The 19,657-nt window shown below is 39.7% G+C and carries 19 protein-coding genes; 18 read left to right on the top strand and 1 reads right to left on the bottom strand.

Annotated features, from left to right (window positions below):
* Position 1: 1 nt before the first annotated feature.
* From CRN97_RS11920 to CRN97_RS11840, 17 genes are read left to right on the top strand one after another with little or no spacing between them, the layout of a single operon-like run.
* Positions 2 to 1,018 carry a FecCD family ABC transporter permease gene (locus CRN97_RS11920; protein WP_097077033.1) on the top strand — a complete coding sequence of 339 codons (1,017 nt, stop codon included), beginning with the start codon at positions 2 to 4 and terminating at the stop codon, positions 1,016 to 1,018.
* The gene (locus CRN97_RS11915; RefSeq protein ID WP_097077032.1) at positions 1,011 to 1,814 is read left to right on the top strand and encodes an ABC transporter ATP-binding protein; all 804 of its coding nucleotides are present in this window, start codon (positions 1,011 to 1,013) and stop codon (positions 1,812 to 1,814) included. The genes CRN97_RS11920 and CRN97_RS11915 overlap by 8 nt, the downstream gene beginning before the upstream one ends.
* Entirely contained in the window at positions 1,802 to 3,343 is a 1,542-nt protein-coding gene (locus CRN97_RS11910; RefSeq protein ID WP_097077031.1) for a cobyric acid synthase, read from the top strand. Before CRN97_RS11915 ends, CRN97_RS11910 begins: the two co-directional genes overlap by 13 nt.
* A gap of 13 nt (positions 3,344 to 3,356) precedes the next feature.
* Entirely contained in the window at positions 3,357 to 3,989 is a 633-nt protein-coding gene (locus CRN97_RS11905; protein ID WP_044937674.1) for a precorrin-8X methylmutase, read from the top strand.
* A gap of 16 nt (positions 3,990 to 4,005) precedes the next feature.
* Positions 4,006 to 5,124, top strand: a complete 1,119-nt coding sequence (gene cbiD / locus CRN97_RS11900) for a cobalt-precorrin-5B (C(1))-methyltransferase CbiD (protein WP_097077030.1) — start codon at positions 4,006 to 4,008, stop codon at positions 5,122 to 5,124.
* Positions 5,121 to 5,879 (top strand): precorrin-4 C(11)-methyltransferase, encoded by a 759-nt coding sequence (gene cobM / locus CRN97_RS11895; RefSeq protein WP_074789285.1) that lies wholly within the window; start codon positions 5,121 to 5,123, stop codon positions 5,877 to 5,879. Before cbiD ends, cobM begins: the two co-directional genes overlap by 4 nt.
* A 1-nt stretch (position 5,880) precedes the next feature.
* Positions 5,881 to 6,882: a cobalt-precorrin 5A hydrolase gene (locus CRN97_RS11890; protein ID WP_179670749.1), complete on the top strand. Its 1,002-nt coding sequence runs from the start codon at positions 5,881 to 5,883 to the stop codon at positions 6,880 to 6,882.
* A 12-nt stretch (positions 6,883 to 6,894) separates the two neighbouring features.
* Positions 6,895 to 7,644, top strand: a complete 750-nt coding sequence (gene cobJ / locus CRN97_RS11885) for a precorrin-3B C(17)-methyltransferase (protein WP_097077028.1) — start codon at positions 6,895 to 6,897, stop codon at positions 7,642 to 7,644.
* The gene (gene cobK, locus CRN97_RS11880; protein ID WP_097077027.1) at positions 7,644 to 9,686 is read left to right on the top strand and encodes a precorrin-6A reductase; all 2,043 of its coding nucleotides are present in this window, start codon (positions 7,644 to 7,646) and stop codon (positions 9,684 to 9,686) included. The genes cobJ and cobK overlap by 1 nt, the downstream gene beginning before the upstream one ends.
* Positions 9,687 to 9,700: 14 nt before the next feature.
* A complete protein-coding gene (locus CRN97_RS11875) occupies positions 9,701 to 11,050 on the top strand; it encodes a cobyrinate a,c-diamide synthase (protein WP_097077026.1) in 1,350 nt (449 codons plus the stop codon).
* Positions 11,037 to 12,122, top strand: coding sequence for a nicotinate-nucleotide--dimethylbenzimidazole phosphoribosyltransferase (locus tag CRN97_RS11870; RefSeq protein ID WP_074789278.1), 1,086 nt, complete (start codon positions 11,037 to 11,039; stop codon positions 12,120 to 12,122). The genes CRN97_RS11875 and CRN97_RS11870 overlap by 14 nt, the downstream gene beginning before the upstream one ends.
* Positions 12,119 to 12,679: a bifunctional adenosylcobinamide kinase/adenosylcobinamide-phosphate guanylyltransferase gene (locus CRN97_RS11865; protein ID WP_097077025.1), complete on the top strand. Its 561-nt coding sequence runs from the start codon at positions 12,119 to 12,121 to the stop codon at positions 12,677 to 12,679. The genes CRN97_RS11870 and CRN97_RS11865 overlap by 4 nt, the downstream gene beginning before the upstream one ends.
* Positions 12,676 to 13,437 carry an adenosylcobinamide-GDP ribazoletransferase gene (locus tag CRN97_RS11860; protein WP_097077024.1) on the top strand — a complete coding sequence of 254 codons (762 nt, stop codon included), beginning with the start codon at positions 12,676 to 12,678 and terminating at the stop codon, positions 13,435 to 13,437. The genes CRN97_RS11865 and CRN97_RS11860 overlap by 4 nt, the downstream gene beginning before the upstream one ends.
* 4 nt (positions 13,438 to 13,441) lie before the next feature.
* On the top strand, positions 13,442 to 13,774 hold the full coding sequence (locus CRN97_RS11855; protein WP_049960381.1) for a bifunctional adenosylcobinamide kinase/adenosylcobinamide-phosphate guanylyltransferase: 333 nt from the start codon (positions 13,442 to 13,444) through the stop codon (positions 13,772 to 13,774).
* A complete protein-coding gene (locus CRN97_RS11850) occupies positions 13,771 to 14,349 on the top strand; it encodes a histidine phosphatase family protein (RefSeq protein ID WP_242962096.1) in 579 nt (192 codons plus the stop codon). The genes CRN97_RS11855 and CRN97_RS11850 overlap by 4 nt, the downstream gene beginning before the upstream one ends.
* The gene (gene cbiB / locus CRN97_RS11845) at positions 14,291 to 15,247 is read left to right on the top strand and encodes an adenosylcobinamide-phosphate synthase CbiB (protein WP_097077022.1); all 957 of its coding nucleotides are present in this window, start codon (positions 14,291 to 14,293) and stop codon (positions 15,245 to 15,247) included. Before CRN97_RS11850 ends, cbiB begins: the two co-directional genes overlap by 59 nt.
* An 18-nt stretch (positions 15,248 to 15,265) precedes the next feature.
* Complete coding sequence (locus CRN97_RS11840) at positions 15,266 to 16,306, top strand: pyridoxal phosphate-dependent aminotransferase (protein ID WP_097077021.1); 1,041 nt, start codon at positions 15,266 to 15,268, stop codon at positions 16,304 to 16,306.
* Here the strand turns inward: CRN97_RS11840 and CRN97_RS11835 are convergent.
* A complete protein-coding gene (locus CRN97_RS11835) occupies positions 16,303 to 17,211 on the bottom strand; it encodes a TIGR01212 family radical SAM protein (RefSeq protein ID WP_097077020.1) in 909 nt (302 codons plus the stop codon). The genes CRN97_RS11840 and CRN97_RS11835 overlap by 4 nt on opposite strands.
* A gap of 318 nt (positions 17,212 to 17,529) precedes the next feature.
* Here CRN97_RS11835 and CRN97_RS11830 point away from each other — a divergent pair, with 318 nt between their 5' ends.
* Positions 17,530 to 19,650, top strand: coding sequence for a PTS transporter subunit IIABC (locus CRN97_RS11830; protein ID WP_097077019.1), 2,121 nt, complete (start codon positions 17,530 to 17,532; stop codon positions 19,648 to 19,650).
* The last annotated feature ends 7 nt before the right edge of the window (positions 19,651 to 19,657 follow it).

Raw genomic sequence — 19,657 nt, 5'->3', positions numbered from 1 at the left:
TATGAACTCAGAAAAAAAGAGATTCACATGCCTTTTTATTTCAATGGCATTACTATTATTAATTTGCTTTATTTTTAGTCTTGGAGTTGGCAGTGCGGATATTACCGTTAGTGAGATTATCAAATCCCTGATATCTCCAGGAGATGTTCAGTTTGGAAAAATTATCATATCAATAAGACTTCCTAGAATTATTGCTGCATTAATTCTAGGGGGTGCACTTTCAGTATCTGGATATTTACTTCAGATTTTCTTTGGCAATCCTATTGCCGGTCCATATGTACTTGGAATTTCATCAGGAGCAAAGCTATTTGTTGCCATTTGCATGGTTGTTTTGGTTGGACAGGGAGTTTATATCAGCTCCCTTATTATGGTGGTTGCTGCATTCGTAGGCTCTATCATTGCAATGGGAATAGTAATGCTGTTGGCAGGCAAGGTTAGAAACATGTCACTGCTAGTGGTATGTGGAGTAATGATTGGATATATTTGCTCTGCGGTAACAGAGTTTATCATTACATTTGCAAATGATTCCAATATTGTAAATCTTCACAACTGGTCACTGGGAAGCTTCTCAGGTATAAGCTGGGAGCATGTAATTATATCTGCAATCATTGTTTCGGTGACTTTAGTGCTTTCATTTGTTATGTCAAAGCCAATTGGGGCATATCAGCTTGGTGAGGCTTACGCCAGAAATATGGGCGTTAATATTAAATACCTTAGAGTTGTATTGATTTTACTTTCTAGTATTTTATCTGCAACCGTAACAGCATTTGCTGGACCAATTTCATTTGTTGGTATTGCAGTACCTCACATTATGAGAGGTGCAATGAAGACAGCAAAGCCTTTAATTATGATTCCTGCATGCTTTATGGGAGGAGCCATAATTACTTTACTTTGCGATTGTATAGCACGTACTGCATTTGCACCTACTGAGGTAAGTATCAGTGCAGTGACTGCTGTATTTCTTGCGCCAGTTGTTATTTATATGTTGGTTGCTAGGAGGGCTCTAAGCCGTGGATAAAAAACTTAGTACGATAGCCCTTGAAGTGGGATATAAAAAAGGACAGCCTGTTGTAAAGCAGGTTTCTTTTGATGTAAAGGCTGGGGAGATAATAGCGGTAGTTGGAGCAAACGGAGCAGGCAAATCAACAATACTAAAAACAATCACAAGACAGCTTAATAAGCTTGATGGAAATATTCGCATTTGCGATATGGATGATTCTGAGATTAACGAGGAAGCTATGGCAAAAAAGGTTTCTATGGTTACGACAGAAAGAATTCATCCAGAGCTTATGACCTGCTATGATGTGGTGGCTACAGGCCGCTATCCATATACAGGTAGACTGGGAATTCTCAGTGATGATGACAGAGAAGCTATCGCATATGCCATAAAGCTAGTTGGCGCAGAAGCCATAGTAAGTGAAGATTTTTCTAAAGTCAGTGATGGTCAACGACAGCGAGTAATGCTTGCAAGAGCTATATGCCAGGATACTGACATTATGATTTTGGACGAGCCTACTTCCTTCTTGGATATTCAGTTTAAGCTGGACATTCTAACTATCATTAGAAAGCTTGCCCATGAGCAGAATAAAGCTGTTGTAATGTCTATCCATGAACTGGAATTTGTACCGGCAATAGCAGATGCGGTAATTGGTATATACGATAATAGTGTTTATAAAATAGGTTCGCCGAAGGAGATTCTCACAGGAGAAAATCTTGAAGTTATGTATGGCATGGCAGCAGGCGAGGGAAAGATTATGGCAGACGGCTTGTGGCAGTATGCCCAGGCTCTTGAGAGGTTGATATGTCAAAAGTAATAATGGTCCAGGGGACTATGTCAAATGTAGGTAAAAGCTTGCTTGTAGGGGGACTATGTAGAGTCTTTGCACAGGACGGATTGAAGGTTGCTCCTTTTAAATCCCAGAACATGGCTCTCAACTCTTTTGTTACAGCTGATGGGCTGGAGCTTGGCAGAGCCCAGGCTATGCAGGCAGAATGTGCAGGGGTTGCTCCTAGCGTATATATGAACCCTATACTGCTCAAACCAACAAATGATGTAGGCTCACAGGTCATTGTAAATGGTGAGGTAGTTGGCAACATGAGTGCCAGAGACTACTTTGCATATAAAAAGCAGTTAGTGCCAGATATTATGACTGCCTACAATAAGCTTCAAGAGTGGGCAGATGTTATTGTAATAGAAGGGGCAGGTAGCCCAGCAGAAATCAATCTGAAAGCAGATGATATTGTGAATATGGGCATGGCAAAGCTTGTGGATGCACCAGTTATCCTTGTTGGCGATATAGATAGAGGTGGTGTATTTGCGCAGCTCCTTGGCACACTAGAGCTTTTGGAAGAGGATGAAAGGGCCAGAGTAAAGGGCCTTGTAATAAATAAGTTTAGAGGGGACAAGAGCCTACTGGATTCAGGAATCACTATGATAGAGGATATGGGAAAGGTGCCGGTAGTAGGTACAGTTCCATATGTTCATCTTATGATAGATGATGAGGATAGCCTTAGCGAGAGGCTTGATAATAAATGGGATAGCAGCTCGGAGTCTTTAATAGATATAGCGGTTATTCGACTTCCTAGAATTTCAAATTTCACAGATGTTGCTCCATTTGAAAGCATTAATGGAGTAAAGGTTAGGTTTGTAAATAATCCTAGAGAGATAGAAGGGGCGGATTTAGTTATTATCCCTGGTAGCAAGAATACCATTTCTGACATGAAGTGGATGAGAGAATCGGGAATGGAAGCTGCAATTAATCGTTTCTCTTTAAATGGTCCAGTTGTTGGAATATGCGGTGGCTTCCAAATGATGGGAAATACCATATTGGATCCAGAGGGTGTGGAGAATGAATCAGAGGATGGGCTTGCATTATCTTCAATCAGAGGCTTAGGATTGCTTCCTCTAATAACCACATTACAGTCAGCTAAGCATCGCTCTCAGACAGAAGATTGCTTTGATGATCTTACAGGTATCTATGAATCATTATCAGGCGAAGAGTTCATAGGCTATGAGATTCACAATGGTATAACAAACATAGATTATGATGCTATAGAAGATACTTTTTCCAAGGAAGAGTCTCCTGATTTGGTAGAGCGAGATGATGAGGGGAATATCATCCTTGTACAAAATGGCAACATCCTTGGAACCTACGTACATGGTATTTTCGATAATGGAGATTTGGCATACAGGCTGGTAGAGGCGCTTGCGTCAAAAAAGGGAGTTGCGTTCCAGGCTCAGGATTATGATTTTAATGCTATAAAGGAAGCTGAGTACGATAAGCTTGCAGATGTTGTAAGAAATAATTTGGACATGGATTTTATATATAGTCTTATTAAGTAAAGCAGGTAAATATATGGAGATAGAATACGTTTTACCAACGGAAATAGAAAAACGCAGTTTTGAAATAATAGGTAAAGAGTTACAGGATATGGGTATCACTTTAGATAAGGAGCAGGAACCTATCACAAAAAGAGTGATACATACTAGTGCAGACTTTGATTATGCCAACACTATGCGCTACTCAGATGGTGCAATAGAAAAAGCAAAAGAGCTAATACGAAATGGTGCTCATATAGTTACAGACACCAATATGGCTTTGTCAGGTATTAATAAAAAACGTCTAGCAGAATATGGTGGGCAGGTTCATTGCTTTATGGCAGATGAGGATGTGGCAAAGGAAGCAAAGGAACGTCAGGTTACACGTGCCACTGTATCTATGGAACGAGCTGCCAGTTTAAATGTACCGGTAATATTTGCAATAGGAAATGCACCAACAGCATTAATATCCTTGTATGAGCAAATGACAGAAGGCAAATTCACTCCAGAGTTTGTAATAGGAGTGCCAGTAGGGTTCGTTAATGTGGTTGCAGCCAAAGAATTATTTTTAAATTCAGATGTGCCATACATTATTAACGAAGGCAGAAAGGGTGGCAGTAACATAGCAGCGGCTATCGTAAATGCCATATTGTATAATATAGATAAATAATAAATTGAGGTGAAGAATGAAAAAAGGCTTTACCACAGGAAGCTGTGCAGCTGCAGCAGCAAAGGCAGCTACATATATGCTTTTAACAGGAACTAAAAAAGAAAAAATCAGTATAGAGACTCCTGCAAAGATAATGTTTGATGCAGATATAGTGGACATTACTTTAAATGAGAATCAGGTGAGTTGTAGTGTTGTAAAGGATGGTGGAGATGATCCCGATGTTACAACAGGTAGTCATGTGGTTGCAGCAGTATCTATTGAGGATAAGGGAACGGAATGCAGTACTGATTCCAGCCTCTCTATCATTATTGATGGAGGCGTGGGGGTAGGAAGAGTTACCTTGCCAGGGCTGGATCAACCGGTAGGTAATGCGGCAATCAACCATGTCCCAAGGGAAATGATAATAAAAGAAGTATCAGAGGTATGTAAGCTTCTAGACTTTAATGGATGTTTAAAGATAATCATATCGGTGCCAGAAGGAGAAGAGCTGGCAAACAAGACCTTCAACCCAAGGCTTGGTATTGTTGGAGGAATATCCATACTTGGTACAACAGGCATAGTAGAGCCTATGAGTTCAAAGGCATTGATAGATACTATTAAGGTAGAGCTCAATCAAAAGAAGGCTCTTGGTATGAAATATGCAATTGTAACCCCAGGCAACTATGGTCTAAAGTTTATGGCCGATAATTATGGGTATGATCTTGATAAAAGTGTAAAGTGTTCCAATTTTATTGGTGAGACTGTTGATATGGTTTGTGACCTGGGATTTGAAACAATGCTTATTACAGGACACATAGGTAAGCTTGTAAAGGTTGCCGGCGGAATAATGAATACCCATTCCCATGAGGCAGATTCACGAATGGAGATTCTTGCCAGCTGTGCTATACGAGCAGGCGCTGATGCAGCAGTAGCTATCAAGATATTAGATTGCCTTAATACAGAAGAGGCATTACACGTAATAGAGAATGCAGGTCTTTTGAAGGAGACCATGGATATTGTACTTGAGAAGATTTTGTTCTATCTGAACTTTAGAGCACAAGGTCGTATAACAATCGAATGTATTTTATATTCAAATGAGTTTGGCTTATTGGCAGAATCAGAAAGGGCCAAAGCTATATTAGAGGAGATTAGATGATTTATTTTGTTGGAGCAGGATGCGGTGCAGCAGACTTAATTACTGTAAGAGGTATGAACCTTTTAAAGAGTGCTGATGTTATCGTATATGCGGGATCACTTGTTAATCCACAGTTACTGGATTACGCTAGTGAGGACTGCCAAATATTTAATAGTGCCACCATGACATTAGATGAAGTTATGGATGTGATGGTAAAGGCCACAGAGGAAGGTAAAAACGTAGTTCGACTTCACACTGGAGAGCCAAGCATCTATGGTGCCGTTCAGGAGCAGATGCATGTTCTGGATGAGAGAGGACTTGCCTATGAGAGTTGCCCAGGTGTTAGTGCATGCTTTGGTGCAGCAGCTAGTTTGAATCTTGAATATACACTTCCAGAGATTAGTCAGTCTCTTATTATTACAAGAATGGAAGGTAGGACTCCAGTTCCTAAAAAGGAATCAATCGAAAGCTTTGCGGCACATGGCGCATCAATGGCCATCTATCTTAGCAGTGGAATGATGGACGAACTATCAAAGCGTCTTATTGAGGGAGGGTACTCAAAAGATACACCAGCTGCCATAGTGTACAAGGCATCTTGGCCAGATGAAAAGAAATTCATTTGTACAGTAGGTACTTTAGCTGAAACAGCAGATGCAAATGGTATCAAAAATTTAGCAGTAGTTTTAGTAGGGGATGTTATTTCTAAATCCGGATATGCGTTATCAAAATTGTATTCAGCAGACTTCGAGACAGGGTTTAGAAAAGCAAGGAGTTAGGATGAAAGCAAGAATAATTGGGGTTACATATTTTACAAATAATGGAAAAAGCATTTGGGAAAAGCTTAAGTCGGGATGCAAGGATTTAATCATCGAGGGAAAGCCTGAGGATATAGACCTATCAGTGTGGACGAAGGAAGCCTTTGAGTGTCACACACCACTGGTTTTTATCTGCGCAGCCGGAATAGCAGTGAGAACAATAGCGCCATTTGTAACTAGCAAGCTTTCCGACAGTCCCGTAATTGTTATAGATGAGCTAGGCAAAAATGTAATTCCGATTTTGTCAGGTCACTATGGTGGAGCAAACGATATTGCAAACACATTGGCAAAGGCACTTAATGCAAGTCTGATTATTACAACTGCAACAGATATTAATAACGTATTTGCGATAGATGTATTTGCCAGAGACAACGGATTCAAAATAATAAATAAAGATGGAATAAAGGATATTTCAAAAAAGGTTTTAAACGGTGGAAAGATATCCATCAAAACAAAGATAGACAACAATATTGTAGGCCAGGTTCCTAAAGAGGTAGAAATAATAGAAAAGGGAAAGGCTGATGTGGTTATCTCAGATGAGGCATCTGCCGGCTTTACATTAATACCAAAGCGATTGGTTCTTGGCATGGGATGCAAAAAGGGGAAGAGCTTTAAAGAGCTTCTGACATATGTAACCTGTGAGTATTCCATCGAATATCTCAGGGAAAATCTTTACGCCATTGCCACCATCGACGTAAAAGAAAACGAAGTTGGATTGATAAAGCTGGCTCAGTTTTTTGGCGCCAAGTTTTTAACATACACATCAAAGGAGCTTCAGCAGGTGAAGGGAGATTTCCCTGATTCAGAATTTGTAAAAGATACTGTTGGGGTTTCAAATGTTTGTGAGCGTGCAGCAGTGCTTGGGGCAGGGCTATCAACCAGAGATTTGCTACTGGAAAAGACTGCTGACAATGGTATTACTCTTGCAGCAGCAACTAGAAAGACAATAGACTTAAAGTTTTAATCAGGAGGATAAATGACAGGACATATTTATATCATTGGCATGGGGCCAGGATACAAAGAAATGATGACAGACGAAGCATATCAGGCTATGAAAAATGCTGATGTGATTGTTGGATATACAGTATATATTGATTTGGTAAAGGAACATTTCCCTGATAAGGAGTTTTTCACTACACCGATGAGACAGGAAGTTGAAAGATGTAAAGCCTGCTATGATTTTGCAAAGGACGGGAAGATAGTTGCTTTTATTTGCAGTGGAGATGCAGGAGTCTACGGTATGGCGGCACCAATGTATGAGCTATTACCTGAATATGAGTCTCAGAATATCACTGCAGATGACATTACTGTTATTCCTGGAGTGACAGCTGCAATCTCAGGTGCAGCCCAGCTTGGGGCACCAATTAATCATGATTTTTGCGTAATAAGTCTCAGCGATTTACTTACACCATGGGAGACCATCGAACGCAGACTTATAGCTGCAATTCAGGGGGATTTTGCAATTGCAATTTATAATCCTTCAAGCAAAAAGCGACATGACTATTTAGAAAAGGCTTGTCAAATCATGCTGGATGCGGGAGCAGATAAAAACAGAGCCTGTGGCTATGTTGAAAATATTGGTAGAGAAGGCACAAAAACTGTTGTCTGCACTCTTGAGGAGCTTAAGAATGCTCAGGTGAATATGTTCACTACTGTGTTTGTTGGAAACAGTAAAAGTGAAATTATTCAGGGGAAGTTAGTTACAAAAAGAGGGTATGAAATCTAATGAAAAAGGTAATCATTTTTGGTGGAACAACAGAGGGAAGAATTCTTGCTGAATCATTAGCTCATGAGCAAATTGGTTCGGTTTATTGCGTTGCCACTGAATATGGCAAGCAACAGCTTGAGTCTTCTGAATACATCCAGGTTAGATGCGGAAGAATGGATTTCAAGGAAATGGCAAAGCTTTTCTCTGAAGTAAATCCAGATGCCATTATAGATGCCACACATCCCTTTGCAGAGGTTGTTAAGCAGGAAATCGAATCAGCGATTTTCGCATACAAGGATGTACCTTTTTTCAGAGTTGTTAGGGATGAAGAAAATGTAGATTACAGCAACTGCACATTTTTTGATACCACAGAAGAATGTGCCGTTGCGTTAGAAAAAATAAATGGAAAAATTTTCCTTACAACAGGTAGCAAGGAGCTGGCTGTATTTTGTAAAAATGAATCAATAAGAGAACGAATCATAGCAAGAGTGATTCCTAGTGAAGAGAGTATTCGCATCTGCAGTGAAAATGGGCTGAAGGGAAGTCAGATCATTGCAATGCAGGGGCCATTTTCGGCTGGAATGAATCTTTCGTTTCTACGGGAAAGTGAAGCGAAAGTACTTGTTATGAAAGAGGGAGGAAAGGCAAGCGGAGAGGCTGCACGTATTGTTGCTGCAAATAAAGCTCAGATTCCTACCTACATCATCAGAAGGCCAGAAGAAAAGGTGAAAGGGTATTCACTTTTTGAGACGAGAGATAAAGTACTTCAGCTTTTTGGAATTAAACCAACTGAATACGGTATCTCTGAGGGAGTTGATACCAAAATCTATGTTACCTTAGCAGGCTTTGGCATGGGATTTGGTTCAATTACAGCAGAAGTAGAACAGGCTATCCTTGAAGCAGATTATATTTTTGGCGCTCCAAGAATGCTTGTAGGTATAGAAACCGATAGCAAGAAATTCCCATATTATCTAGCCAAAGATATTGTACCTAAGCTAAGTGAGCTAGCTGCTGATATAAAGTTTGGTACGAAAAAAGCAGTTGTATTGTTTTCAGGAGACACAGGCTTCTACAGCGGAGCTAAAAAGCTAAAGGAGGCACTTGATAAAGAGTCACTTCTCAAAGCAAACATTCTACCTGGAATATCATCAATTAGTGCCTTGGCTGCCAGAATTGGTGAGTCATGGCAGGATGCAAAGCTTCTAAGCACCCATGGTGTTGAAGAACAATTGTGGATGCCTTTACTTACTGAGCAAATAAAACACAATGAAAAAGTGTTTGTCATAACATCAGGCAGTAAGGATGTTAGGGCAATAGGTGAAATCCTAAAGAATCTTGATACAGCAGGAACACCAAGATTTTCAATACTTGTTGGAACAAATCTTTATGCTGATGAGAAGGTTCAAAGACTTTCAATAGACAAGTGTGGCAACTTCAATGAAGATGGACTTTCCACTGTATTTATTAAAAATAACAAACCGGAAGCAAAGGTTCTTACTCCAGGACTTTTGGATGTAGCTTTTGATAGAGATAAAGTTCCTATGTCTAAGGAGGAGATTAGAGCTCTTTCAATTTGCAAATTACAGATTACAAAAAATGCTGTTTGCTACGACATTGGAAGTGGAAGCGGTTCTGTTGCTGTTGAAATGGGATTATTAGATTCATCGGTTCAGGTATACGCAGTAGAATTCAAACCAGAAGCATGCCAGCTTATTCAAAAGAATATTGATAAGTTCGGTTTGAAAAATGTTCATTTGATTTCTGGTATCGCACCAGATTCACTTCATGATTTGCCAGCACCAACCCATGTTTTTATTGGCGGAAGTGGAGGCAGACTTGAGGATATTTTGCAGGTATTGATGAAGTATGAAAAGCCAATTAAGGTAGTCATCAATTCCGTTACAATCGAAACTATCGCAGAGATTAATTCTGTGATTAAGAAGTATAATTTTAATGATGTTGATGTAGTACAGATTGCAGTAAGTAAAGCTAAAAAAGCAGGAGACTACAACATATTACAGGGACAGAATCCTGTTTACATTGCTACATTTACACTATAGATATTGGAGACAAAATGACAATTCCAAGAATAATGATTGCTGCGCCAAATAGCGGCTCCGGCAAAACTACAATTACATGTGGATTGCTACAAGCTCTGAAAAATGCAGGGAAGAATCCCTGCTCATTTAAGTGCGGTCCTGACTACATTGATCCTATGTATCACAGGCAGGTACTTGGCATTTCGGCTGGCAATTTAGACACCTTCTTTACGGATAAGCAAAAGACGGTCTCTATTTTTGCTGAGGAGGCCGAAGGCGACATCGCTGTTATTGAAGGAGTAATGGGGTTATTCGACGGAGTTGGTGGCATACAGGAAATGGGTTCCAGCTACGATGTTGCTAATGCCCTGGAATGTCCAATTGTTCTTGTGGTTGATGCCAGAGGAGCAGGCAAATCAGTGCTGGCTCAGATAAAGGGCTTTTTAGATTACGATAAATACAATCTGATAAAGGCAGTAATCCTGAATAAAACATCGCCAGGTTTTGGAAATATTTTAAAGCCTCTCATAGAGGAGGAGCTTGGAATAACATGTCTTGGAGTAATGCCTAATGACAGTCAGATTCTTGTTTCAAGCAGGCATTTAGGATTAGTTCTTCCAGAAGAAATATCAGACTTAAAAGAACAGCAAAACAAAGTGGCTGAGCTTTTGGCGGAAAACATTTCTATGGCTGAGCTTTTGAAAATAGCTGGTGATGCTAATGAATTGGTTGAAAAGGATAGCCATGGTGAAATAGAATATAACGTAAATACGAATCCTATTAGACTGGCTGTGGCAAGAGATGAAGCTTTTTGTTTTTACTACAGAGAAAACCTCAGAATGCTTCAAAAAAATGGCGTTGAATTGGTAGAGTTTTCACCTCTAAATGATAAGTCTCTTCCGAAGAATATATCAGGCTTATTGCTAGGAGGCGGATATCCGGAAAACTATCTTGAACAGCTTTCTGCAAATACTCAAATAAAGGCTGCTATTAAAGAAGCACTGGAGTCTGGAATACCTACACTGGCAGAGTGCGGCGGATTCATGTATTTGTTAGATGAAATACAGGATAAGGAAGGCGCAAGCTTTCAAATGGTTGGCGCATTAAAGGGGAAGGCTTATTGGACTGGCAAACTGGTTCGATTTGGCTATGTTACAATCGATGATAATAGTGGTATGGAAATAAAGGGGCATGAATTTCACTATTATGATACAGATAATAATGGTGAGGATTGCGTTGCTACAAAGCCTACCGGAAGCAGGTCTTGGGCATGCATTCATCATAAAAATGGAAGTTACATGGGCTTTGCTCATTTGTACTATCCATCAAATCCTAAGTTCGTATCAAATTTTGTGGAGGCTATGAAAAATTATGGGAGAAACTAGATTTTTAATTGACGACATTCTTGAAAACAAAATTAAGCTAGAACCAGTCAACAAAGATGCTTTTGCAAAAATGAAAAAGGAATGGGACAGAGTTTCAAAGCCAATTGATAGCTTTGGAGCCTTTGAAAATATCCATTCAAAAATTGCTGCAATTCAAGGCTTTGAAAGTCCAGATTTATACCATATGCGTCTTGTTGTGTTCTGCGGAGATCATGGTGTTGTTGAGGAAGGCGTTAGCCAGACAAGCCAGGATGTTACACGTATCTGTGCCACTAATATAGGCAAAGGGCTTACAACTGCTGGCACAATGGCAAAATCTCTTGGTATAGATGTTGTATCTGTTGATGTGGGAATAAACAGTCCAAAGGAAGTTCCCTACACATTAAACAGACGAGTTAAATATGGAACATGCAATTTCCTAAAGCAACCAGCAATGTCAGTGGAAGAATTTTGCAGAGCTGTTCAGGTTGGTATGGACCTTGCCAAGGAAAGCAAGGAACAAGGATTTACATGTCTTCTTGTGGGAGAAATGGGAATTGGTAATACCACATCGGCTGCTGTAATGGCAGGGTATTTGCTTGATTTAAATGCAGAGGCTGTCACCGGTCGCGGGGCAGGTCTTGATGATGAAGCCTTTAGCAAGAAGCGTGCAGTAGTTTCTATGGCGCTCTCAATGTACAGTGGATTATCACCAGTAGAAATCTGCAGTAACTTCGGAGGATTGGAGCTGGCTGCAATGACAGGTATGATTTTAGGCGGCGCTCTCTACAAAATCCCGGTTATTTTGGATGGTATGCTGAGCATGGTTTCTGCTTTAGTGGCAGACAGACTTCTTGATAATACAAAGGATTACATGATCCCTTCTCATATCAGCAAGGAGCCAGTTGCAATGAAGCTTGCATCTAAGCTTTCTTTGGAGCCAGTCATCGATGCAAAGATGGCAGTTGGCGAAGGGGCAGGTGCAGTGATGGTAGTGCCAAGTCTTCGTCTTGCAGATGTAGCTTTTCATGATGCACTTAAATTCGGCGATTCCGGAGTTGATCAATACGAAAACTTTTCAGAGGCAAAATGATTACATTAGTTTATGGTGGAAGCAGTAGTGGTAAATCTGAATATGCAGAGAACCTTGTTTGCACCACAGGATATAAAAATAAATATTACCTTGCGACTATGAAGCACAGCGATGATGCTAAGGATAGAATCATGCGTCACAGAAATCTCAGGCAAGGCAAAGGCTTTGTAACTTTAGAGCATGATGTGGATATCGTAAATGCCATATCTGAAATCGACAGCATTGACTCGGGAGATTTCTCTACAAACAAGGCTGACTTAGATGGAGAAATAGTTCTACTGGAATGTATGTCTAATCTAGTGGCCAACGAAATGTTTAGAGATGGCGAGATTAATTCGGCAGATGATTGTGTTGCAAAGATACTTTCGGATGTGAAGGAGCTTGAAGAAAGCGTTTCTTCTCTTGTGATTGTTACAAACAATGTATTTGAAGATGGCATATCCTATGACGTTGGTACAAAAGAGTACTTAAGAGCGTTAGGTGCTATCAATCGAAAGCTTGCTGCAGTTGCAGAAGAAGTATACGAAGTAGTTGTAGGAATAGGAATAAAATTATGAAAATTATAAAAGCATTTATTGTGGCTTTTTCCATGTATTCGAGAATACCAATGCCAAGGTTCAATTGGGAATCAGAGGATATGAAATATCATTTGATATTCTTCCCTTGGGTAGGAGCCGTAATTGGTGGACTTGAATATTTACTATATATTTTCTATGAGACATATCAGATTCCAAGCCTTGTGATGGCGTTGCTTGCAATCGCCATTCCTTTGGGTGTAACAGGTGGCTTTCATTTAGATGGCTTTATGGACATGGAAGATGCCATGAGTTCATGGCAAACCAAGGAGAAGAGATTAGAGATTTTAAAGGACCCTCATATTGGAGCCTTTTCTGTAATTAACGTAATTACGGTAGGAATACTTTTTTTGGCAATGGTTTTATTGATGTCAAAAGAAGCATTTACAATTTGGTGTTTTAGTTTTTTTGTTTCAAGAGCGTTAAGTGGCATCTGTGTTGTTCGCTGCAAGAAGGCAAAGGAAGATGGATTGCTACATACAGAAGCTAAAACGGCAAGTGATAAGGTGGTTTTTGTAGCATTACTTATCCAGCTTATCTTAGTTATTTTGTTTAGCATATATTTAAATCCTTTATATGGCATTTTTATGGCAATAATGGGAATTGAAACAGCAATCATAGATATGAGAAAAGCTAAAAGATTGCTAGGCGGTATAACCGGAGATGTTATGGGATGGTTTGTTGTAAATGCTGAGGTTTTAATAGCAGTTATTCTTGGCATAACAAGTGTTAATTGGTGATTATATGGTTTTAATAGTAGGCGGAAGCTATCAAGGGAAAACAGAATATGCTACAAGCAATTTTCCAAATTGCAGATTCTTTAATCAGCTTCATCTTTTTATTAAAAAAAGAATGGATGAAGGCATGGGACAGGAAGCTATTTTAAAAGAAATCCATGAAGCTATTTCCGAAGGCGACTGGGTTCTTATAGCAGATGAACTGGGAAACGGCGTTGTTCCAATGGATGAAAAGGATAATGAATGGCGAGAGGTTTCCGGACGCATTCTGATCGAGCTTGCAAAGGAAGCCGAGGAAGTCCACAGGGTTGTGCTTGGTATTGGTCAAAGGATTAAATGATGGATAGAACAATTACTCTTATTAGGCATGGCAAAACATCAGGAAATCGTGAGAAGAGATATGTGGGTATTACTGATGAGGCTCTTAGTTCAGAAGGGGAACTTGAAATAAAAACAAGAGCTTATCCCAAAGCAGATATTGTTTTTTCAAGTCCTATGATGCGATGCCTTCAAACAGCAAAAATTATTTATCCAGATATGGAACCAATTGTAATTACGGATCTTAGAGAGACGGATTTTGGCAGATTTGAAGGAAAGAACTATCAGGAGCTTTCAGGAGATAAGGAATATCAATTCTGGATTGAATCTAATGGAGAAGCTCCTTTTCCTGGAGGAGAAAGCAGAAACCAGGCTTCATCAAGAGCTATGAAGGGCTTTGAAAAGCTTTTAGAACAAAGCCAGGATTATGCAAACATTTCGGTTGTTGCTCATGGTGGCACAATCATGGCCATTTTAAGCAATATATTTGGGGGAGATTATTATTCATATCACGTAGAAAACGGCGAGGGATACACATTTGATTTATCACATGACGGCCTTTATAGCGGGCTTTGTACTAGACCTTTTAATAGGTGATCCTTATTGCTTGCCACATCCTGTAAGATGGATTGGAAAGCTGATTGATTACCTTACAAACAAACTCCTTAAGCAGGAGTACACATCTAAAAAGAAAAATAGAAATGGTTTGATTCTGGTTATTCTTGTAATTCTTGCTACGATATTGATATCAGCCGCTATTTTAGTGGTTTCTTACACGATTAATTCATATTTTGGAATTATAATAGAATCTGTAATGAGCTATCAGTGTCTTGCTTCCAAGAGCCTCTATACTGAAAGTATGAAAGTATATCATGCTTTAAAGGAGAGAGGGCTTGAAGCTGGAAGAGAGGCAGTGTCTATGATAGTCGGACGAGACACAGCTTCTTTGGATGAAACTGGTGTGACAAAGGCTGCAGTGGAAACTGTGGCAGAGAACACATCAGATGGTGTGATTGCTCCGATGGTTTATTTAGCTATTGGTGGACCTGTTTTGGGTATGGCTTACAAAGCTATCAACACCATGGATTCCATGATAGGTTACAAAAATGACAGATTCTACGACTTTGGAAAATATGCTGCAAAGCTGGATGACATTGTAAATTATATTCCTGCTAGAATCAGTGCACTTTTAATGATTTTATCCTGCCTGTTTTTGGGGCCAGGCTATAGCATGTCAAATGCATTTAGGATTTTCAAAAGGGACAGATACAATCATGCCAGTCCAAATTCCGCACAAACTGAAAGTGCTTGCGCAGGAGCTCTTGGAATTAAGCTGGCTGGCCCAGCAAGCTATTTTGGAAAAATTGTAGAGAAGCCATTTATTGGAGATGAACTTAGAGCTGTAGAGCTTGAAGATATTAAAAGAGCGAACAAGCTGATGCTTGCTACATCGGTGGTTTGCGAATTATTATGTGTTGTTATTTTAGTTTTATAGTTGTAAGGAGATTTTGACATGCATGGAGGAGACATCTACAGAAACAACATACACTTCGACTTCTCAGTTAATATAAACCCTCTTGGAGTTCCTTCAGAGGTGCAATGGGTATTAACTGAAGCGGCATTACATGCTAATAAATACCCTGATATTTATCACGAGCAGTTAGCAAGGGGTACAGCTGCTATATTTGATTTATTAGAAACCGAAGTTGTTTTTGGAAATGGTGCATCCGAATTGATAATGGCTATATGCCATACATTTACACCTAAAAAGGCTGTGCTTTTAGCGCCTAGCTTTTCAGGATACGAACATTGTATTACAGGAGCAGCACCGGATTGTAATATTATTTATCATTACCTCAGAGAAGAGGATGATTTTGCAGTAAAGGACGATTTAATAGATAAAATCAAGGATGAAAAGCCAAACATCCTATTTCTGACCACACCGAATAATCCTAATGGCTTGCTTATAGAAAAGACATTGCTGGATGAAATCATTTCCCTATGTGAAAAGCAGGGGACAGTAGTTGTAGTGGATGAATGTTTCTTAACACTTACAGGAAAAGAAAAGGAATTGTCATTGGCTTACAATATACGAAATTATAAAAATGTTATTGTGCTTAGAGCCTTCACAAAAACCTTCGCTATCCCAGGTGTAAGAATAGGATATGCAATTTGCAGACAATCATTAGCTGATGCTATTAAGATGCATTTGCCTGAGTGGAATTTATCTATATTCGCCCAAATGGCTGGGGCCGAGTGTTTGAAGCATCAGGATTACATTTCAGAATCAGTTAGAATTATTAATGATGGAAGAACGTATTTATCTGCAGGACTAAGGGATTTAGGATTTAAAGTTTATCCATCAGATTCCAATTACATTCTATTCAAGTGTGATATATCAGATTTAAAAGAAAAGCTTTTAGAATACAATATTTTGATTAGAGATTGCTCTGATTTTAAGGGACTTACTAAGGGCTTTTACAGAGTTGCTATAAAGCAGCACAACGAAAACGAAGGGCTGCTTTCAGCAATAGAAAGTATAGTTAAGGGTTAACTATCAAGTTCCTTAATGTATTTTCTCATAGTGTTCATTACAAGCTTCTTATTGCCACTCCAAAGGGGTGCGATAAGGAGCTTTTTTGGTCCATCTCCAGTGAGTCTGTGAATAACTGTCTCCTTTGGAAGAACCTTGAGACATTCACCTACAACCTGGCAGTATTCCTCAAGTGTGAAAACATGAAAAGGATTCTCATTATAGATATCAGCAAGCTTTGTTCCAGTCAAAATATGAAGAAGCTGTAGCTTTATTCCAAATAAAGCAGGAGAGAGCTGGCTCAAGTATTTTACAGATTCAATCATGTCTTTTGTGGATTCTCCTGGAAGGCCCAAAATCACATGGACTACAACTTTAAGCCCTGCATCAGTAAGTCGTTTGTATGCATCTTCGAATACATTTAACTGGTAGCCTCTGTTAATGAATCTAGCCGTATCTTCGTGGATAGTTTGTAATCCCAGCTCTACCCAAACTTCCTTTTTCTGATTTAGCTTACCTAAAAAGGCTATCATTTCATCAGAAAGACAGTCGGGACGAGTTCCAATAGATATGCCAACGATATATGGAAAGCTGATTGTTTCTTCAAAAAGCTTCATTAAGCGTTTTTCATCTCCATAAGTATTAGTGAAGGATTGAAAATAGGCTATATATTTTCGCTCAGACTCTGGGATTTTATTTGATATTTTTTGATCAACCCTGGATTTGGCTTGGATAATCTGTTGCTCTATGTCTGTATTATAAGAGCTGGCAAAATCACCCGAGCCTCCTTCAGAACAGAAGATGCATCCACCGGTGCTTATTTTTCCGTCTCTGTTAGGGCAGGAGCAGCCAGATGAAAGTGACAGCTTGTAGACCTTTGTATTGTATTTTTCCTTTAAATAATCAGATAAACTTATATATTCCATACTCTGATTTTATAAAGTTAAGTGGATTCTTTCAATAAAAATAGACAGGTAAGCGAAAAAATAGGAACTTAAACGTTTACGAAACTTTTACGAAACTATTGACAGCGAATCAATTGCATGCTATCTTACTGTCTTGTAGTGTGTAACTTGTAACCAATCAAGGCACGAACTATGCATAAACTTATTGTATTTATGTGGGTTCGTGCCTTTTTCTATGCCCATAAATCCTCAAATGTTGCCAAATTGGTGATTTGAGATTCATTAAAAGGCTCATTCACATAGATACGGGAAAATGTATAGTGAAAAGGAGTACTTTAAATGAAAGACAAAATTTTTGCAGTATTGCAGCGTGTTGGTAGATCATTCATGTTGCCAATCGCAATCCTTCCAGTAGCAGGTTTGTTACTTGGAATCGGTGGTTCATTCACAAACGAGACAATGCTTGAGACTTACCACCTTACAAAGGCATTAGGCCCTGGAACAGTTGGAAACGCTATTCTTACAGTTATGTCTGATGCAGGTAATATCGTATTTGCTAACTTACCAATCATCTTTGCTATCGGTGTTGCAATCGGTATGGCAAAGAAGGAGAAGGAAGTAGCAGCTTTAGCAGCAGCAATTGCATTCCTTATCATGCATGCTTCAATCGGCGCTATGATTACAATTCACGGTGGCCCAGAGGCACTTCTTGATGGTGCAACAACTTCAGTTTGTGGTATCACTTCATTACAGATGGGTGTATTCGGTGGTATGATCGTAGGACTTGGTGTTGCTTCACTTCACAACAAGTACTATAAGATTCAGCTTCCACAGGTATTATCATTCTTCGGTGGTACAAGATTCGTACCTATCGTTTCAGGTTTGGTATACACATTAGTTGGTATCGTAATGTTCTTCGTATGGCCATTCGTACAGCAGGGTATCTACGCAGTAGGCGCTGTTGTTCTTGATTCTGGTTATGCTGGAACATGGGTATACGGTCTCATGGAGAGACTTCTCATCCCATTTGGTCTTCACCACGTATTCTACCTTCCATTCTGGCAGACAGCTGTTGGTGGAACATTAGAAGTTGGTGGACAGGTAATCGAAGGTGCACAGAACATCTTCTTTGCGCAGCTTGCTGATCCTACAGTTGAGCACTTCGCAGTATCTGCAACAAGATTTATGTCAGGAAAGTTCCCACTTATGATTTTTGGTCTTCCTGGAGCAGCTCTTGCTATGTATCGTACAGCTCTTCCAGAGAAGAGAAAGGAAGTTGGTGGACTTCTTCTTTCAGCAGCACTTACATCTATGCTTACAGGTATCACTGAGCCAATCGAGTTTACATTCTTATTCGTAGCTCCAGCTCTTTATGGTATCCACTGTGTATTTGCAGGTGCAGCATACATGCTTATGCATATGTGCGGTGTTGGTGTTGGTATGACATTCTCAGGTGGTCTTATCGACTTAACACTTTTCGGTATTCTTCCAGGCAATGCTAGAACAAGCTGGATTTGGGTACCTATTGTCGGAGTAGGTTATTTTGTAGTATATTATTTCTTATTTAGCTTCCTTATTAAGAAGTTTGATCTTAAGACACCAGGTAGAGACGCAGAAGAGGAAGTTAAGCTTTACAGACGTAGTGATTACAATGCAAAGAAAGAGTCAGTTTCTGACGAGACTTCTGCAAAGATCACAAACGGTCTCGGCGGCAAGAAGAACATCTCTGATGTTGACTGCTGCGCTACAAGACTTCGTTGTACAGTTTTCAAGCCAGAGCTTGTAAACGATGCTTTACTTAAGAGCACAGGTGCTTCAGGTGTAGTTCACAAGGGTAACGGCGTTCAGATTATTTACGGACCACACGTTACAGTTATCAAGTCAAATCTTGAAGATTATCTTGAGACTGCTCCAAATGAAGAATATAATGGGGCTAACGAGGCAGTAGCTGAAGAGGCTAAGGCAGAAGAGACAGCTGAGCCAACAGGAAAGCTTGTTAAGACAGTAGTTCTTGGCAGCCCACTTACTGGTACAGCAGCTGATTTATCAGAGACTCCAGATGAGGTTTTTGCACAGAAGATGATGGGTGATGGCGCTGTTATCACACCAGCAGATGGAAAGGTTTACGCTCCAGCTGATGGTACAGTTGTATTCGTATTCGATACAAATCACGCAATCGGATTCAAGACAGATGATGATGTAGCTATGCTACTTCACTTTGGTATTGATACAGTTAAGCTTAAGGGCGAAGGCTTTAACGTACTTGTTAAGGCTGGACAGCAGGTTAAGAAGGGTGATGTATTGATGGAAGCTGATTTAGATTTCATCTCAAAGAATGCACCTTCAATCGCTACTCCAGTTCTTTGCACAGAGCTTAAGAGTAATCAGAAGCTTCGTCGTATCGGCGATGGTTCAATTAAAGCAGGAGAGGATTTACTCGCAGTAGACTTTTATGAGTAAATGTATT

It is taken from the genome of Pseudobutyrivibrio ruminis DSM 9787, assembly GCF_900218035.1.
Classification (GTDB): domain Bacteria; phylum Bacillota; class Clostridia; order Lachnospirales; family Lachnospiraceae; genus Pseudobutyrivibrio; species Pseudobutyrivibrio ruminis.
Note: the sequence above shows the minus strand (reverse complement) of the source record. Positions and strands in the feature narration are given on the sequence as shown.

Excerpts from the sequence above, each read along its gene's own strand:
- CRN97_RS11920 (WP_097077033.1), top strand. The coding sequence starts at position 2 with ATGAACTCAGAAAAAAAGAGATTCACATGCCTTTTTATTTCAATGGCA.
- CRN97_RS11910 (WP_097077031.1), top strand. The coding sequence starts at position 1,802 with ATGTCAAAAGTAATAATGGTCCAGGGGACTATGTCAAATGTAGGTAAA.
- CRN97_RS11905 (WP_044937674.1), top strand. The coding sequence starts at position 3,357 with ATGGAGATAGAATACGTTTTACCAACGGAAATAGAAAAACGCAGTTTT.
- cbiD (WP_097077030.1), top strand. The coding sequence starts at position 4,006 with ATGAAAAAAGGCTTTACCACAGGAAGCTGTGCAGCTGCAGCAGCAAAG.
- cobM (WP_074789285.1), top strand. The coding sequence starts at position 5,121 with ATGATTTATTTTGTTGGAGCAGGATGCGGTGCAGCAGACTTAATTACT.
- CRN97_RS11890 (WP_179670749.1), top strand. The coding sequence starts at position 5,881 with ATGAAAGCAAGAATAATTGGGGTTACATATTTTACAAATAATGGAAAA.
- cobJ (WP_097077028.1), top strand. The coding sequence starts at position 6,895 with ATGACAGGACATATTTATATCATTGGCATGGGGCCAGGATACAAAGAA.
- cobK (WP_097077027.1), top strand. The coding sequence starts at position 7,644 with ATGAAAAAGGTAATCATTTTTGGTGGAACAACAGAGGGAAGAATTCTT.
- CRN97_RS11875 (WP_097077026.1), top strand. The coding sequence starts at position 9,701 with ATGACAATTCCAAGAATAATGATTGCTGCGCCAAATAGCGGCTCCGGC.
- CRN97_RS11870 (WP_074789278.1), top strand. The coding sequence starts at position 11,037 with ATGGGAGAAACTAGATTTTTAATTGACGACATTCTTGAAAACAAAATT.
- CRN97_RS11865 (WP_097077025.1), top strand. The coding sequence starts at position 12,119 with ATGATTACATTAGTTTATGGTGGAAGCAGTAGTGGTAAATCTGAATAT.
- CRN97_RS11860 (WP_097077024.1), top strand. The coding sequence starts at position 12,676 with ATGAAAATTATAAAAGCATTTATTGTGGCTTTTTCCATGTATTCGAGA.
- CRN97_RS11855 (WP_049960381.1), top strand. The coding sequence starts at position 13,442 with ATGGTTTTAATAGTAGGCGGAAGCTATCAAGGGAAAACAGAATATGCT.
- CRN97_RS11850 (WP_242962096.1), top strand. The coding sequence starts at position 13,771 with ATGATGGATAGAACAATTACTCTTATTAGGCATGGCAAAACATCAGGA.
- CRN97_RS11840 (WP_097077021.1), top strand. The coding sequence starts at position 15,266 with ATGCATGGAGGAGACATCTACAGAAACAACATACACTTCGACTTCTCA.
- CRN97_RS11835 (WP_097077020.1), bottom strand. The coding sequence starts at position 17,211 with ATGGAATATATAAGTTTATCTGATTATTTAAAGGAAAAATACAATACA.
- CRN97_RS11830 (WP_097077019.1), top strand. The coding sequence starts at position 17,530 with ATGAAAGACAAAATTTTTGCAGTATTGCAGCGTGTTGGTAGATCATTC.